The sequence below is a fragment of the Nocardia sp. GTS18 genome (assembly GCF_013839555.1).
GTDB lineage: Bacteria > Actinomycetota > Actinomycetes > Mycobacteriales > Mycobacteriaceae > Nocardia > Nocardia rosealba.
Map to the genome: position 1 here is coordinate 56,745 of NZ_JACBIU010000028.1, position 13,316 is coordinate 70,060.

Below are 13,316 nucleotides of genomic sequence, written 5' to 3' on the forward strand. Positions count from 1 at the left end.
CTCGTTCTAGGCCGTTCCGGTGCCGAGCCGGGGGAACGGCTCGGTGGAGAACACCACCTCCACGGCTACCTCGAAATAGGCCGCGATGCGCAGCGCCAGGTGCAGGCTCGGGCTGTATTCGCCGCGTTCGAGGTAGCCGATGGTCTGGTAGTGCACGCCGAGTGCTTCGGCGAGGTCCCGCCGGGAGATGCCACGCTCGGCGCGCAGCATCGCGATGCGGTTGTAGATGACCTCAGAAGGCACGCTGCATCGCCTTGTCCCGTCGCGTCGCCATGGTCGCGCCCGACTCGTGCTCGGCCATCCGCCGCAGCACCACCGGGGCGAGAGCCAAGCCGACGACGGCCCAGATGCCGAGTACGCCAACAGTTTCCAGATGACGCCAGGATTGCTCGAGTTCGATGCCGACGGCCTCACCCGGCAGCAGCGCCGAGCGCATGCCGAGGCCGAGCCAGTACATCGGGAACAGCTGGCCGAGCACCTGCAACCAGCCGGGCAGGGCGGTGATCGGGTAGAAGACGCCGGAGATCGCGATCAGGCCCATCAGTGGGATGGTGAGCAGGAAGGCCGTCCTGGTGTCGAGCACGCTGCCGAGGATCGCGCCGATCGGCAGCACGGCCAGCAGGCCGAGCACGAGTACCCATGCGAAGGTCGCCACCGCGCCGGGTCCGCTCAGCGACGAGCCGCCGATGATCGCCATTCCCACACCGAGCACGATAGCCACCTGCGCCACCACCGCCCCCGTGGTGCTCACGATTTTGCCGACGAAGTAGCCGACCATGCCCTTGGGCACCGCCTTGGCCCGCAGCAGCGTGCCGTCCTCGCGGTCGAGCACCAACACATTGAGGATGGCGTACATCCCGTTGAACGCGATGATGCTGCCGAGCAGGCCGGGTACCGCCAGCTCGGCGATACCGAGCCCGCTGTCGCCGTAGTCGCGGTCGCGCAGCAGGAACAGCACGCCGAGAGTGATTGCCGGGGTGAGGAATTGGCCGATCAGATCGGGTGCGTTGGTGTAGACCTGCCGCAGTTCGATCAGGCCGCGGGCGAAACCGGCGCGCAGAGCGGTGTTCATCGGGTCACCTCCGTGAGTGCGTGGACGGTCTCACCGGACTCGGCGCGCCGGACCAGGGTCATATAGGTGTCTTCCAGCGAGGCGCGGCGCACCTCGAGGTCGGCGATGTCGGCACCGTGCTGGGTGAACAGCTCGTGCACGAACTTGGTGGACTCGGTGGTGGTGTGCACGAACCGTTGATCGTCGACGGTCCAGCTCACCTGTGCTTCCCCCGCGATCGAGCGGGCAAGCGCGTCGGGTGAGCCGTCGGCGATCACCCGCCCGCCGGCCAGGATCAAGATGCGGTCGGCCAGCTTCTCCGCCTCGTCGAGATCGTGGGTGGTGAGCAGGACGGTGGTGTTCTCCAGATCGGCCAGCCGGTGCACCAGATCGTGGAAATCGCGACGCGCGGCCGGGTCGAAACCGGCGGTCGGCTCGTCCATGAACAGCAGTTCCGGCCTGCCGACGATGGCGATCGCGACATCGAGCCTGCGCCGCTGCCCACCCGAGAGGGTGGCGATCTTGGCGTCGGCCTGCTCGGTGAGGCCGACCAGATCGATGAGCTCGTCTGTGTCCCAAGGCCGTTGGACTGTGGCCGTGGCGTAGGGGCGGTAGTAGCTACCGAGGTGTCGCAGTAGTTCGCGCACACGCCATTTCGCGTGATCACGCCAGGACTGCAACACCACCCCCACCCGGGCGCGCCAGTGTTCGTCACCGTGTTCGGGATCGGCCCCCAGCACGTCGACCCGACCGGCCGACCTCCTGCGGAACCCCTCGAGGATCTCGATCGTGGTGGTTTTGCCCGCGCCGTTGGGCCCGAGCATCACGAGCACCTCCCCGCGCGCAGCCTGAAATGTCACATCGTGCAGTACATCCGCCTCGTCGTAGCGCATCCGCAACCGCTGGACGTCGAGAACGACGCCGTTACTCGAAGCCATGATTCCTCCCAGTCATCGACTTTCGATGATATGTAGCATAAGTACTACATCTCATTGCGGCAATGCTTTCGCGAAAACGGGCAAATCGGATCTCGATGCTCGCTTCCGGTCGACGACTGACATGCTTGGCGCATGGAGAACGCGAGTCGCTATCTGGCTCCCTCGGGTATCGAGGCGACCCTGCTCAGGGTCGTCAATCAGCTGCCGCGACTTGGCATCAGCATCATGGGTTCGCGGCTGCTCGCCGTGCGCGGCCGCAGCAGCGGCGAATGGCGCACCACCATGGTGAACGTGCTCGCCGCCGCCGACGGCACTCGCTATCTGGTCGCGCCGCGCGGCCACACCCAGTGGGTGCGTAATCTGCGCGTCGCGGGCGGGGGCGAATTGCGACTCGGCCGCAAGGCCGAAACCTTCTCGGCCACCGAGGTTCCCGATGCGGAGAAGGTGCCGGTACTGCGCCTCTATCTGAAGAAATTCGGCTGGGAGGTCGGCGCCTTCTTCGAGGGTGTCAGTAAGGACTCGACCGACGAGGAACTCGCCGCGATCGCGCCCGGATTCCCCGTCTTCCGCCTGGCCTAGACCCGCGTACTCAGGAACTCGATCGCCGCCGCGTAACCCTGGATGCCGAGTCCGGCGATGACGGCGGTGGCGATGGGGGAGACGAAGGAGTGGTGCCGGAATTCCTCGCGGGCGTGCACATTGCTGATGTGCACCTCGACGATCGGGACCTCCGGAATCACCAGGGCATCGCGCAGGGCGACCGAAGTATGGGTGAGGCCACCGGGATTCACGACGATGGCCGACGCGACGCCGCGCGCCTGATGGATCCGATCGATCAGGGCGCCTTCGTGATTGGACTGGAACGCCACCACCTCGCGCCCGAACCGGGCCGCCGTGCGCTCGCAGAGTGCGACCACATCTTCGAGGGTGTCGGAACCGTAGATCTGTGGTTGACGGGTGCCGAGCATGTTCAGGTTCGGCCCGTTCAGCACGAGAATCGGACCGGTGGCCTGCACGGACGTCTCCATGGGTCGAGCCTAACCCGCGGCCCCGGCCTCGGGTCGTCGCACCGTCATCGGGTCGAGCGCTCCCGCAGCCGGGGCCGGGAACTCAGAAGCCGGTAGGGCCTTCCGCGCGTAGGTCGTCCACTTTGCGCATGGCTTCGCGCAATTCGGCCAACCAGCTCTCGGCGTGCTTGCCCGCCAGTTTCACCGTCCAGGCCAGCGCGTCGGCGCGGGAACGGGCCACGCCCGCATCGATCAGGGTGTCGAGCACCTGGCGTTCGGGCTGACGCAGGCGCGTCATCACAGGAACGGCCAAGTGGGTGAACAGGATTCGTTCACCGTTCACCCGAACGCCCCAGGCGACGCTTCGCCCGTACCGGCGCTGAGCCTCGTCGGCGATGCGCATGCGCGCCGGGCGGGTCGACTCGCGGAAGCGGGCGAGCGCGCCCTCGCGGGTCGCCGCCGAGGCGGGTGCGTCCGCGTCGCCTGGATCGGGGAGTTCGCCGACGACGACGATCTCGTCGCGGTCGATGTCGAGTTCGGGCGGGCCGGTGAACCAGTCGGCGGGCAATCGTCCGGCGAACCAGTCGGCGGCATCGGCCGCGTCGGGTAGATCGGCCTGTTGCCAGCCGCCGGGACGGCCGAATCCGCGTTCGCGATGGGCGTTGCGCATGATGATCACCTGCTGTCGGAGAGTGCATGTGTTGCAGTGATTACAAGATTACGCCGAAATTCGGGTGCGCGATTGTGCCGTGGGTGAACGCGAATTCGGATGATCGGTGGCGGGCGATTGGTTGTCGGTGGCGATGGGTACCCTCGCTGTGAATCGCCAGACGATGCGAGATACTCACAAGTGTGCGGGCCTGCCGGTACGGTAAGCGCGCCAGTTGTTGCCACTGGCAGGGCGAGGTTCGAAATCATCCCCTCACGGGGTCGGAGTTCGGGCACAATCGAGGTGCTGAGGTCGGATAGCGTCCCGTTTACCGGGGCATCGGAGACGGGTCAACTTCCGGTACGGTTGTTTTGTTACCGGAGTGGCAAGAGTGAAGAGTGGGCGATATGGATGTGTGGGGATCCCGCCGCTTTCGCGTCCGGGGCGCAATGGCGATCGCGGGGGTTGCGACCCTCGCGATGGCGCTGTGCTCGTGTGGCGTGGGTGGGAAGACGAGTGAGTCCGAGACCGTCGTCCAGCGGTTCACCGACCTGCTCGACAAGCAGGACTACACCAAAGCCGCCGATCTGACCTCCTACCCCGCTGCCGCTTCGGCAACCATCAAGCAAATGTTCGAGGGGTTGCAGTCGGGCACTGTCGACTACGAGAAGACCCAGGTCATCGACCTCGACGCGCAGTCGGCCATTTTCAGCATGGACGTGGCCTGGAACTTCGGCGAGAACAAGGACTGGAGCTACACGCTGCAGGGCACCGTCCGCAAGCTCGCCATCGGCTGGCGGATCAGCTGGGACCCCGCCGTGGTGATGCCGCAGTTGACGAACAACCGCACCGTGAAGCTCGTGCGAACCACCGCCAAGCCGCCGCCGCGCGTGGTCGACCTGGCGGGCGAGCCGCTGATGACCGAACAGATCATCAATGTCATCAAGATCGACCCCGCCCGCACCGGCGACCTCGTCGCCTCCACCAACGCATTGGCCGATGCCATCGAACCCGTCGCCCCGCTCATCACCGGGCCCTACCTGATGGAGCAGCTCGCTGCCTCGCAGGGCAAGCCGGTGGTCGCGGTGAATCTGCGCGAGGGCGATTTCGCCATTCTCGAGCCGAGGATGGCCAAGGTGCCCGGCGTGGTGATGGAGAAGCAGCCCAAGCTGATCTCCGCCGACCGCCGCACCTGGTCGCCGATGCTGGACTCGCTGCGCGAGGTGTGGAAGGCCAGTCTGGAGGCCACGGCCGGCTGGGGCGTGCAGATCTTCGAGGCCGACGGACGGTTCGTCAACCAGGTGGCCGGATACCAGGGCCCCGCCGGTCCCGATATCGCCGCGACCATGGATCAGCGCCTGCAGCGGGCCGCCGAGGACGCGGTGGTCAGCGTCGGCACGCCCGCCTCGGTGGTGGCGATCCAGCCGTCGACCGGAGCCGTTGTCGCGGTGGCGCAGAACAGTTACGCCACCGAGAAGGGGCCCATCGCGTTCACCGGGCTGTTCCCGGCGGGCGGCACGATGGAGTTGTTCCGCGCCGTGGCCGCCGCGACCAAGAACAAAGCGCCGCAAGATGTTTCGGTGCAGGAAGCCTCGGAGGCCGCCGCCGCGCTCGGCGTGGGTGTCGACTTCAAGGTGGCCGGGCTCGACGAGGTCACCGGGCGGATCGCCGCACCCGGGCGCAGCACCGAACAGGTGCGTCAGGGCGCCGGTTCCGATGCGGTGCTGGCCAGCCCGTTCGGTATGGCGCTCGCCGCCGCCGCCATCGCGCGTGGCGAGGTGGCCGCGCCGATGATCGAGGCAGGCAAGCCGGGCAAGGTCGACAACCCGATCCCCGCCCTGCCCCCGCCCGCCGTCGACCGATTGCGCGCGATGATGCACGAGGGCATCAACAAGCCGGAAACCGCCGCGCTGCGTGGCTTCCGCGACGTCACCGCGTTCGCCGCGACCGGCGGATCCGACGGCTGGCTGCTCGCCACGATGGGGGATCTGGCCTTCGCGGTACACATCGCCGATGTCGACAGCGGAGACGCCACCTCCCGCCTGGCCTCCGTCCTCCTGAAGTCCCTGGCCACCCCAGAAGCTTGAGAAGCCCACAACTAGGCTGCACGGTGTGAAGAGATTCGCGCCCCTCGCTGTCGATGTGCTGCTCGTGATCGTCTTTTGTGCGATCGGGCGGCGTAGTCATGACGAGGATGTGCTTGCCGGGCTGGTGAAGACGGTGTGGCCGTTCGCGGTCGGGCTTCTCATCGGGTGGGGGATCGCCTGGGTCATCGCACGGGGCAGGCGGTTCGATCCGGCGGCGCTGTGGCCGAGTGGCGTGGTGATCTGGGGATCGACGTTCGTCGGTGGGATGGTGTTGCGGGCGGTGAGTGGGCAGGGGACCGCGGTGAGCTTCATGATCGTGGCGGCCTCGGTGCTCGCGCTGTTCCTGCTCGGGTGGCGCGCGGCTGTGCGTGCGCTGCGCTAGATCCGGCGCTGTTTGAACTCGGCCTCGTATTCCTCGTCGTCGGCCTGCTTGGTGCGGAACAGGAACGCGAAAACGATCCAGCCGACGATCGCGACCAGGATGAAACTCACGAACCGGTACACGAACGCGGCGGCGACCGCCTGCGCGGCGGGCAGGCCCGCACCGGCGGTGAGACCGTAGATCAGGGTGGCGTCCACATAGACGATGCCGCCGGGCGCGAACGGAATCGAACCCACCGCCTTGCCCGCGGCGAACGCGATGAGCAGACCGGACAGCTTGGGATCGGCGCCCACCGCGTAACACGCCGCGCCGAGACAGGCCACGTCGGCGAATCGGTGCACCAGCGCCCACACCCCGACCAGCGCGCCGTCGCGTTTGCCCAGGTCGACCGATTCCAGTTGCGCCCGGATCTCGGCCAGCTTGGCGATGCCGTGGCCGGCGGGCTTCTTCCGTAATCGGTTGACCAGCGCGAGCACCTTGCGCAGGATCGCCTCGAGCGTGCCCGGATGCCTGGCCAGATAATTGCCCGCCACCAGCACCACACCGAGCAGAACGAGGGTGGCGATGAGTTTCACGCCGATGCCCTGACCGACCAGAGCAGCGCCTGCGATACCGAGCAGCGCGAGCCCGGCCGCGGCGACCACACCGGAGAACACCAGCTGCCACGACGCCACGATCGGGCTGGCGCCCCAGCGCCGGGTCTGGCGATAGGTGAAGGCGGTGGAGAACACCTGGCCCGCGGGCAGCGTCAGCGACATGGCGGTGGCGCCGTACACCACCGACACCGACTTGCCCTGGCTCACGTCGACCCCGCCCGCGTGCAGCAGCTGCTTCTGCACCCGCCCGAACCCGCTCATCGACACGGCCTGGGTGAACACGCACAGCAGCACCCAGCCCCAGTGGATCTCGGTGAGCGTGCGCCACGATTCGTGCAGCCGGGGCCACAGGTACACGCCCTCGCCGACCAGCAGCGCGAGCAGGATCGCGCCGAGCACCCATTTCACCCAGCGAAAACGGTTGGGCCGGCGCACGACGGGATGCGCGGCGGGATCGCCTGCTAGGTCGCCGTCGGCCGTCACCATGTCAGCCTAGCGAACGCGACTGTTCTCCCTGGTCCACGCCGGACCTGGCCGCGACCGGCTTCGGCCAGGCCAGGCGGGTTTTTCTGCGTCTGCCACGCAGCTGGACCTCGTCGCCGGTCTCCCAATGGTCTTGCTCGCTTTCCGAGGCGAAGTACAGCGCGCTACCCGAAGCGAGAACGCGGCCGGGGTGCTCTTTGGCCAGTTCGGTGAGTCGCGACGCCTCGTTGACGGGGTCGCCGATCACGGTGTATTCGAAACGATTCGCCGCGCCGATATTGCCCGCGACCGCCAGCCCGGCCGACACGCCGATGCCGACATCGAGGGTGGTCACTTCACGCAGCGCCTCACGCAGCTCGCGGGCGGCGGCCAGGGCGGCGGTCGGTGCGTCGGGGCGGTCGAGCGGTGCGCCGAAGATGGCGAGGGCGGCGTCGCCGACGAACTTGTTGACGAAGCCGTGGTGGCGATCGATCACGTCGACGACCACCCGGAAGAACTCGTTGAGCAGGCTCACCACCTCGGTGGGCGGACGTTCGGCCGCGGCGGCGGTCGACCCCACCATGTCGACGAAAAGCACCGCGACGAAGCGAGTCTCACCGCCGAGTTCGGTCCCGTAGTCCAGCGCGCGCTGCGCGACTTCCTCACCGACGTGCTGACCGAACAGCTCCTGCAGCTTGCGGCGTTTGGCGGCCTCTTCCATCATCCGGTTGAAACCGACCTGCAGCAGCCCGATCTCGCTGCCGTCGTACACCTCCACCTGCACGTCACGCGCGCCCGCCTGCACCCTGTTGATGGCTTGGGACAGCTGACGAACAGGGTCGGAGATGGACGATCCGGTGAGCATCGACAGTGCGAGCGCCTGCAGGATCACCACACCGCACAGCAGCAGGATGGAGATGGCCAGCGACTTCGCCGAGAACTTCACATCCGAGGAGATCTGGGTGACGCACAGCAGCACGATCGCGATGGTCGGGGCGAACGTGCCCATTCCCCAGGTCATCGCCATGCGCGTACCGACACCGGGGGTGAGGGTGTGGTCGAAGGTGCCCTCGGTGAGCGCCTCGGCCGCGACCGGCCGCAGAATGCGTTCGCCGAGCATGTAGGTGAAGCCGAACACGATGGTGGCGGCCATACATTCGGTGACGATCACCGCGCCCGCCAGCTCCGGCGATTCGGCGATGATGAGCGCGGCGAGGATGGCGCCGCCGATGATCCACAGGATCAGGTGCACGATCGACTGCCGCAGCGGCACGTGCAGCGCCGCCATTTGTTCGCGCCTGCTCGGCGGACCACCGCGCATCTGCCAGCGCATCACCGGGCGCAACATGATGGCAGCGGCGATGATGCTGAGCACCGCGGCGGCACCGAACACGACGAGCGGGGCGAGCAGACCCGCCTCGCGCACGCCGCCTTGATGACCCTCGGGAACCGGCAGGCCGTACTGGATGAACGCCCAGACCAGCACCGCGCCGAAGGCATTGGCCAGCAGTACTGAGGTCAGATACAGCGGCCAGCGCGTTCGCATGGTCTGTTTGACCGCTTCCAGAGGCGCCGACACGACAACCAATCTAGCGTTGCGACCGATAGGCTCTCTCGGGTGACCGTCCAGAAGCCGGATTCCGGGCCCGCGTCCACGCCGTGGCGTTCCGACGCCGAGGCAGTACATCCGCTGGTCCGTAAAACGGCCGCGTGGTGCTGGCGGCTGCTGATCATCTTCGCGGCGCTGATCGCGCTGGGGATGATCGTGCAGAAGTTCGCGACGGTCGTCATCCCGCTGGCCATCGCGCTGCTGGCGGCCGCGCTGCTCGCGCCGCTGGTCGACTGGATGCAGCGGGTGGGGATTCCGCGCGCGATCGGCGTGTCGGTGGCGCTGATCGGGTCGATCGGGTTGCTCGCCGGGATCATGACCTTCGTCGTCGAACAGTTCGTCGACGGTGTGCCCGCGTTGTCCAACGAGGTCACCAACAGCGTGCACAAGGTGCAGGACTGGCTCATCAACGGGCCCGCGCACCTGAGCGACCAGCAGATCCGCAGTGCGGGCGACACCATCGTGCGCACCATCCAGGACAACCGCGAAAGCCTCACCAGCGGTGCGCTCACCACCGCGACGACCATCGGTCACATCCTCACCGGCGCTTTCCTGATCCTGTTCATCCTGATCTTCTTCCTCTACGGCGGCGATCAGATCTGGAACTTCATCACCCGGGTGGTGCCCACACCGCATCGCGAAAAGGTGCGCACCGCAGGCGAACTGGGCTTCGGCACACTCGTCGGTTTCGTGCGGGCCACCGTGGTCGTGGCTGGTGTCGACGCGATCGGCATCGGTGCGGGGCTGGCGATTCTGCACGTTCCGCTGGCGCTGCCGTTGGCGTCGCTGGTGTTCATCAGCGCGTTCATCCCGATCATCGGCGCGGTCGTGGCCGGGTTCGTCGCCGTGTTCATCGCGCTGGTCACCAAGGGTTTCGTCACCGCGCTGATCGTGCTCGGCATCATCATCGCGGTGATGCAGCTGGAAGGGCATGTGCTGCAGCCGTTGCTGCTCGGGCGTGCCGTGAGCATCCACCCGCTGGCGGTGGTGCTGGCGATCACCGCGGGCCTGGTCGTCGGCGGGATCGCGGGCGCGCTGCTGGCCGTGCCGCTGATCGCGGTGGGCAACACCGCGATTCGCTATCTGCTGGCCGACACCCCCGACGAGGCGTACGGCGAGCTCGCCGGTGCCAGGGACGGCGGCCTGTTCGATGCCGAACCCGACAAACCCGAGCCGGGCCGGTTCGACGTGACCGCGCGGTTGCGCAAGGCGACAGACGAGTCCGGCGATGCGGACCCACACAGCTGAGCTGAGATCGGCCGACGCGGCGACCGCGCCCCTGTGGCGGGCCGCCCAGGCATTCCGGCTGGTCACGTTGCTGTACGCGATCGGTCAGCAGATCGCGTCGGTGCCCTACTACCAGCATCCACGGCTGAGCTGGGTGCTGATCGCGCTGATGGCGATCTGGTCGGGTACCTCGGCATTGATGTTGTCGCAGTGGTACTTCCCCGAGGCGACCAGCCGGATTCGCGGATGGGTCGTCGTCGGCGACCAAGTGGTGACGGTGCTGCTGATCGCCTCCACCCGGCTCGTCGCCGACTACGACTGGTATCACGGGCATCAGACCCTGCCGACCACCCTGTGGATCGCCAACTCGGTGATCTCGATGGCGATTCTGCGTGGACCCGTCGCGGGAGTTGTTGCAGGGCTGGTGATGTCGGCCGTCGTGGTGACCGTGCGTGACCAGTGGGGCCAGGACGTGTGGGGTGATGCGACCGCGCCTGTGCTGGTGTCCGTGGGGTTGGCGCTCGGATTGGCGGCCAATACGGCGCGGCGTGCGCAGGGGCAGCTCGAACGGGCGCTGCGGATCACCGCCGCCGCGCAGGAACGCGAGCGCTTGGCGCGTGAAGTGCACGACGGGGTACTGCAGGTGCTCGCCTACATCAAACGGCGCGGCGGCGAGATAGGCGGGGCGGCAAGCGAACTCGCTCAGCGGGCGGGCGAGCAGGAGGTGGCGCTTCGGGTGCTGCTCTCCGAACAGGGTGACCGGGCCGATTCCGGCGCGGCCGAGGTCGACCTGCGGCCGTTGCTCACCGCACGCGCGACACCGAAGGTCTCGGTGGCCACGCCCGGCGACCCGGTGCTCGTCGGAAGGCTTGTCGCCCAGGAGATTTCGGCCGCTGTGGCGACGGCTCTGTCGAATGTCGAATTGCATGCCGGTGCGGCGGCGAAAGCCTATGTGCTGCTGGAGGACACCGGTGACATGCTGGTGGTGAGTGTGCGCGACGACGGTATCGGCATCGCGCCGGGCAGGCTGGCCGAAGCCGCTGCCGAAGGGCGGATGGGTGTTTCGCGCTCGATCGTCGGGCGCATCTCGGCGCTCGGCGGCACGGCCGAACTGCTGAGCGAGGACTTCGGCACCGAATGGGAATTCCGGATCCCGCGCCACGCGGCGCACCGAGCGAGCTAGGAGCAGCGATGGGCGAGATCAGCGTGATGGTGGTCGACGACCATCCGATGTGGCGCGAGGGCGTGTCGCGCGACCTCACCGAGGCCGGGTTCACCGTGGCCGCCACCGCCGACGGGGTCGGCACCGCCACCCGCCGCGCCGCCGCCGTGCAACCCGACGTGGTGCTGATGGACATGCAGCTCACCGACGGCAACGGGGCGACCGCCACCGCCGAAGTGCTGCGCGTATCACCGCACAGCCGGGTGCTCGTGCTCTCGGCATCGGACGAACGCGACGACGTGCTCGAGGCGATCAAAGCCGGGGCCAGCGGGTATCTGGTGAAAAGCGCGTCGGCCGCCGAACTCATCGACGCGGTGCGCGCCACCGCCGCCGGTCAGCCGGTGTTCACGCCCGGTCTGGCCGGGGTGGTGCTCGGCGAATACCGGCGCATGGCCACCGCACCCGCCGAACCCGACCAACCCCACCGGCCGTCGCTGACCGACCGCGAGACCGAGGTGCTGCGGATGGTCGCCAAGGGGTTGTCCGCCAAGCAGATCGCCGCGCGGCTCAACCTTTCGCACCGCACCGTCGAGAACCATGTGCAGGCCACGCTGCGCAAACTTCAGCTTGCCAACCGGGTGGAACTCACCCGGTACGCCATCGAACAGGGCCTCGAGTAGGACACGGAATTGGGGGTTTGCCCTGATGCGCGGGTCGGTGTTCCTGGCTAGCCTCGAAACATGGGTGGTCCCGATTCCCTCTTCGCTCCCAGCGCCTTCGTCCCCGGCACGCCGACGGCGGGCCCGGTCGGCGACCGCGACCTGCGAGTATCCGATTCCGAACGCGAACACGTCGGCCAGCTGCTACAGCGCGCCGTCGGCCTCGGCATGCTGTCGCTCGGCGAGTTCACCGAGCGGATGGACACCGCGCTCGCGGCCAAGACGCGCGGCGAACTGAACGCCGTCCTCGTCGACCTGCCCGGCATGCGGATCGCGGGCGCGCCCCAACCGGCCGCCATGCCGAAACCCCGGCACACCCCCGTACCGGGCGGCACCAACCCGGCCGTCATCCGCAGCAGGCTGTCCAGCGTGCAGCGGCGTGGGCCGTGGCAGGTGCCGCCGAGACTGCACCTCAACGGCCTGATGTCCGGGGTGACCCTCGACTTCACCTCGGCCGTGATGCAGACCCAGGTCGTCGAAATCCAGGTCGACGACTACTGCACGAGCCTCACCCTGCTCGTCCCCGCCGCCGCGACCGTCGACCTCAACGGCCTCACCCTCATCGGCTCCAGCGCCAACAACCGCGTCCGCACCGGCCCACCCATCGGCCCACTGCACCTGGTGGTCCACGGTCGCGTCCGCTTCGGCTCGGTCACCGCCAAGTACCCCCTCATGGTGCAATGGCGGCGCTTCCTCGGGCAATGATCAGGTAGGGACCACCCCCATCCGGGTGGTTCTACTCATGCCCGGCGACCGTGGTGAGCGGACCATGGGGCTATGAACGCCATCGATCCTGCGCTGGTCGCACGCCTGTCTGACGAACTGACGACCCTCGGGGTGCGGTTGGGCCGTGTCGGGGCGGATCTGGGTGTTCTGCGTGAACAGTTGACCCTGCCTGGGCAGTCGCCGACTTGTGCCGGGCGATCGACTGGTACGCAGGCCGGCGTGGCGTCGGGTGGACGGGAATCCGCCGGGTGGTTGCTCGCGCAGGCTCGTTTGACGGCGGCTCGTGGTGGGCCGTCGAGGGAGAGCGAGGTTCGGCCGGGTTCTGGTACCGGCGATGGTGCCGATCGGGCTGGGTGGGGCGCGGTAGGCCATCCGGCCGGGCAAGGGCACGGGGGGTGGGAGAACGCCGCCGGAGGTCTGCCGGCGCAAGATCCGTCGAGCCCCGGTGGGTCCGCCGTCGGATCCAGCCCGCCTGAATCGGGGGCCGGTGCGATCGTGTCTGCGGTGCCGGGGCATGGGGTGGCTGGTTCCCCGTCGCCCTGGGATTCGGTGGCGAGCGGGGCCGAGGCGGCTGGATTTCCAGCGCCAGGGCTTGCTGTGCGTGGGTCGGCGACGGGTTATGTACCTGGGACGGGGACGCACATCCAGTCGCCGCACGGTGCTTGGACCGGTTGGGGGCCGGGCTTCGGGCAGCGTGGGCC

Annotated in this window: 14 protein-coding genes; 7 read left to right on the forward strand and 7 right to left on the reverse strand. The window is 67.9% G+C overall.

The window, feature by feature from the left end; all coding sequences use genetic code 11:
- Positions 1-6 precede the first annotated feature (6 nt).
- From HYG95_RS19750 to HYG95_RS19760, 3 genes are read right to left on the reverse strand one after another with little or no spacing between them, the layout of a single operon-like run.
- Positions 7-243, reverse strand: coding sequence for a helix-turn-helix transcriptional regulator (locus HYG95_RS19750; RefSeq protein WP_067643518.1), 237 nt, complete (start codon positions 241-243; stop codon positions 7-9).
- Complete coding sequence (locus tag HYG95_RS19755; RefSeq protein WP_181699839.1) at positions 233-1,072, reverse strand: ABC transporter permease; 840 nt, start codon at positions 1,070-1,072, stop codon at positions 233-235. Before HYG95_RS19755 ends, HYG95_RS19750 begins: the two co-directional genes overlap by 11 nt.
- Positions 1,069-1,989 carry an ABC transporter ATP-binding protein gene (locus HYG95_RS19760; protein WP_181699841.1) on the reverse strand — a complete coding sequence of 307 codons (921 nt, stop codon included), beginning with the start codon at positions 1,987-1,989 and terminating at the stop codon, positions 1,069-1,071. The genes HYG95_RS19755 and HYG95_RS19760 overlap by 4 nt, the downstream gene beginning before the upstream one ends.
- A gap of 132 nt (positions 1,990-2,121) precedes the next feature.
- Between HYG95_RS19760 and HYG95_RS19765 the strand changes: the two genes are divergently transcribed.
- Positions 2,122-2,568: a nitroreductase/quinone reductase family protein gene (locus tag HYG95_RS19765; RefSeq protein WP_181699843.1), complete on the forward strand. Its 447-nt coding sequence runs from the start codon at positions 2,122-2,124 to the stop codon at positions 2,566-2,568.
- On the opposite strand, the gene aroQ is transcribed toward HYG95_RS19765, so the two are convergent.
- Complete coding sequence (aroQ, locus tag HYG95_RS19770) at positions 2,565-3,017, reverse strand: type II 3-dehydroquinate dehydratase (protein ID WP_181699845.1); 453 nt, start codon at positions 3,015-3,017, stop codon at positions 2,565-2,567. The two genes, HYG95_RS19765 and aroQ, sit on opposite strands and share 4 nt — an antisense overlap.
- 82 nt (positions 3,018-3,099) lie before the next feature.
- Positions 3,100-3,666 (reverse strand): hypothetical protein, encoded by a 567-nt coding sequence (locus HYG95_RS19775; RefSeq protein WP_181699847.1) that lies wholly within the window; start codon positions 3,664-3,666, stop codon positions 3,100-3,102.
- 479 nt (positions 3,667-4,145) lie between these two features.
- On the opposite strand from HYG95_RS19775, the gene HYG95_RS19780 reads away from it, so the two are divergent.
- The gene (locus tag HYG95_RS19780) at positions 4,146-5,732 is read left to right on the forward strand and encodes an NTF2-like N-terminal transpeptidase domain-containing protein (RefSeq protein ID WP_356985474.1); all 1,587 of its coding nucleotides are present in this window, start codon (positions 4,146-4,148) and stop codon (positions 5,730-5,732) included.
- 25 nt (positions 5,733-5,757) lie between these two features.
- Positions 5,758-6,114 carry a DUF3054 domain-containing protein gene (locus HYG95_RS19785; protein WP_181699852.1) on the forward strand — a complete coding sequence of 119 codons (357 nt, stop codon included), beginning with the start codon at positions 5,758-5,760 and terminating at the stop codon, positions 6,112-6,114.
- Here the strand turns inward: HYG95_RS19785 and HYG95_RS19790 are convergent.
- Both HYG95_RS19790 and HYG95_RS19795 read right to left on the reverse strand, forming a co-directional pair.
- Positions 6,111-7,193, reverse strand: a complete 1,083-nt coding sequence (locus HYG95_RS19790; RefSeq protein ID WP_225281549.1) for a YbhN family protein — start codon at positions 7,191-7,193, stop codon at positions 6,111-6,113. The genes HYG95_RS19785 and HYG95_RS19790 overlap by 4 nt on opposite strands.
- Positions 7,194-7,197: 4 nt before the next feature.
- Positions 7,198-8,718, reverse strand: a complete 1,521-nt coding sequence (locus HYG95_RS19795; RefSeq protein ID WP_181699867.1) for an adenylate/guanylate cyclase domain-containing protein — start codon at positions 8,716-8,718, stop codon at positions 7,198-7,200.
- 72 nt (positions 8,719-8,790) lie between these two features.
- Between HYG95_RS19795 and HYG95_RS19800 the strand changes: the two genes are divergently transcribed.
- From HYG95_RS19800 to HYG95_RS19815, 4 genes are read left to right on the forward strand one after another with little or no spacing between them, the layout of a single operon-like run.
- Entirely contained in the window at positions 8,791-10,029 is a 1,239-nt protein-coding gene (locus HYG95_RS19800) for an AI-2E family transporter (protein WP_181699855.1), read from the forward strand.
- Positions 10,010-11,191 carry a MacS family sensor histidine kinase gene (gene macS, locus HYG95_RS19805; protein WP_181699857.1) on the forward strand — a complete coding sequence of 394 codons (1,182 nt, stop codon included), beginning with the start codon at positions 10,010-10,012 and terminating at the stop codon, positions 11,189-11,191. Before HYG95_RS19800 ends, macS begins: the two co-directional genes overlap by 20 nt.
- 8 nt (positions 11,192-11,199) lie before the next feature.
- The gene (locus HYG95_RS19810; RefSeq protein ID WP_181699858.1) at positions 11,200-11,850 is read left to right on the forward strand and encodes a response regulator transcription factor; all 651 of its coding nucleotides are present in this window, start codon (positions 11,200-11,202) and stop codon (positions 11,848-11,850) included.
- Between the two features lie 60 nt (positions 11,851-11,910).
- Positions 11,911-12,594: a DUF1707 domain-containing protein gene (locus tag HYG95_RS19815; protein WP_181699860.1), complete on the forward strand. Its 684-nt coding sequence runs from the start codon at positions 11,911-11,913 to the stop codon at positions 12,592-12,594.
- Positions 12,595-13,316 lie beyond the last annotated feature (722 nt).

Excerpts from the sequence above, each read along its gene's own strand:
- HYG95_RS19755 (WP_181699839.1), bottom strand. The coding sequence starts at position 1,072 with ATGAACACCGCTCTGCGCGCCGGTTTCGCCCGCGGCCTGATCGAACTG.
- HYG95_RS19760 (WP_181699841.1), bottom strand. The coding sequence starts at position 1,989 with ATGGCTTCGAGTAACGGCGTCGTTCTCGACGTCCAGCGGTTGCGGATG.
- HYG95_RS19765 (WP_181699843.1), top strand. The coding sequence starts at position 2,122 with ATGGAGAACGCGAGTCGCTATCTGGCTCCCTCGGGTATCGAGGCGACC.
- aroQ (WP_181699845.1), bottom strand. The coding sequence starts at position 3,017 with ATGGAGACGTCCGTGCAGGCCACCGGTCCGATTCTCGTGCTGAACGGG.
- HYG95_RS19775 (WP_181699847.1), bottom strand. The coding sequence starts at position 3,666 with ATGCGCAACGCCCATCGCGAACGCGGATTCGGCCGTCCCGGCGGCTGG.
- HYG95_RS19795 (WP_181699867.1), bottom strand. The coding sequence starts at position 8,718 with ATGCGAACGCGCTGGCCGCTGTATCTGACCTCAGTACTGCTGGCCAAT.
- macS (WP_181699857.1), top strand. The coding sequence starts at position 10,010 with ATGCGGACCCACACAGCTGAGCTGAGATCGGCCGACGCGGCGACCGCG.
- HYG95_RS19810 (WP_181699858.1), top strand. The coding sequence starts at position 11,200 with ATGGGCGAGATCAGCGTGATGGTGGTCGACGACCATCCGATGTGGCGC.
- HYG95_RS19815 (WP_181699860.1), top strand. The coding sequence starts at position 11,911 with ATGGGTGGTCCCGATTCCCTCTTCGCTCCCAGCGCCTTCGTCCCCGGC.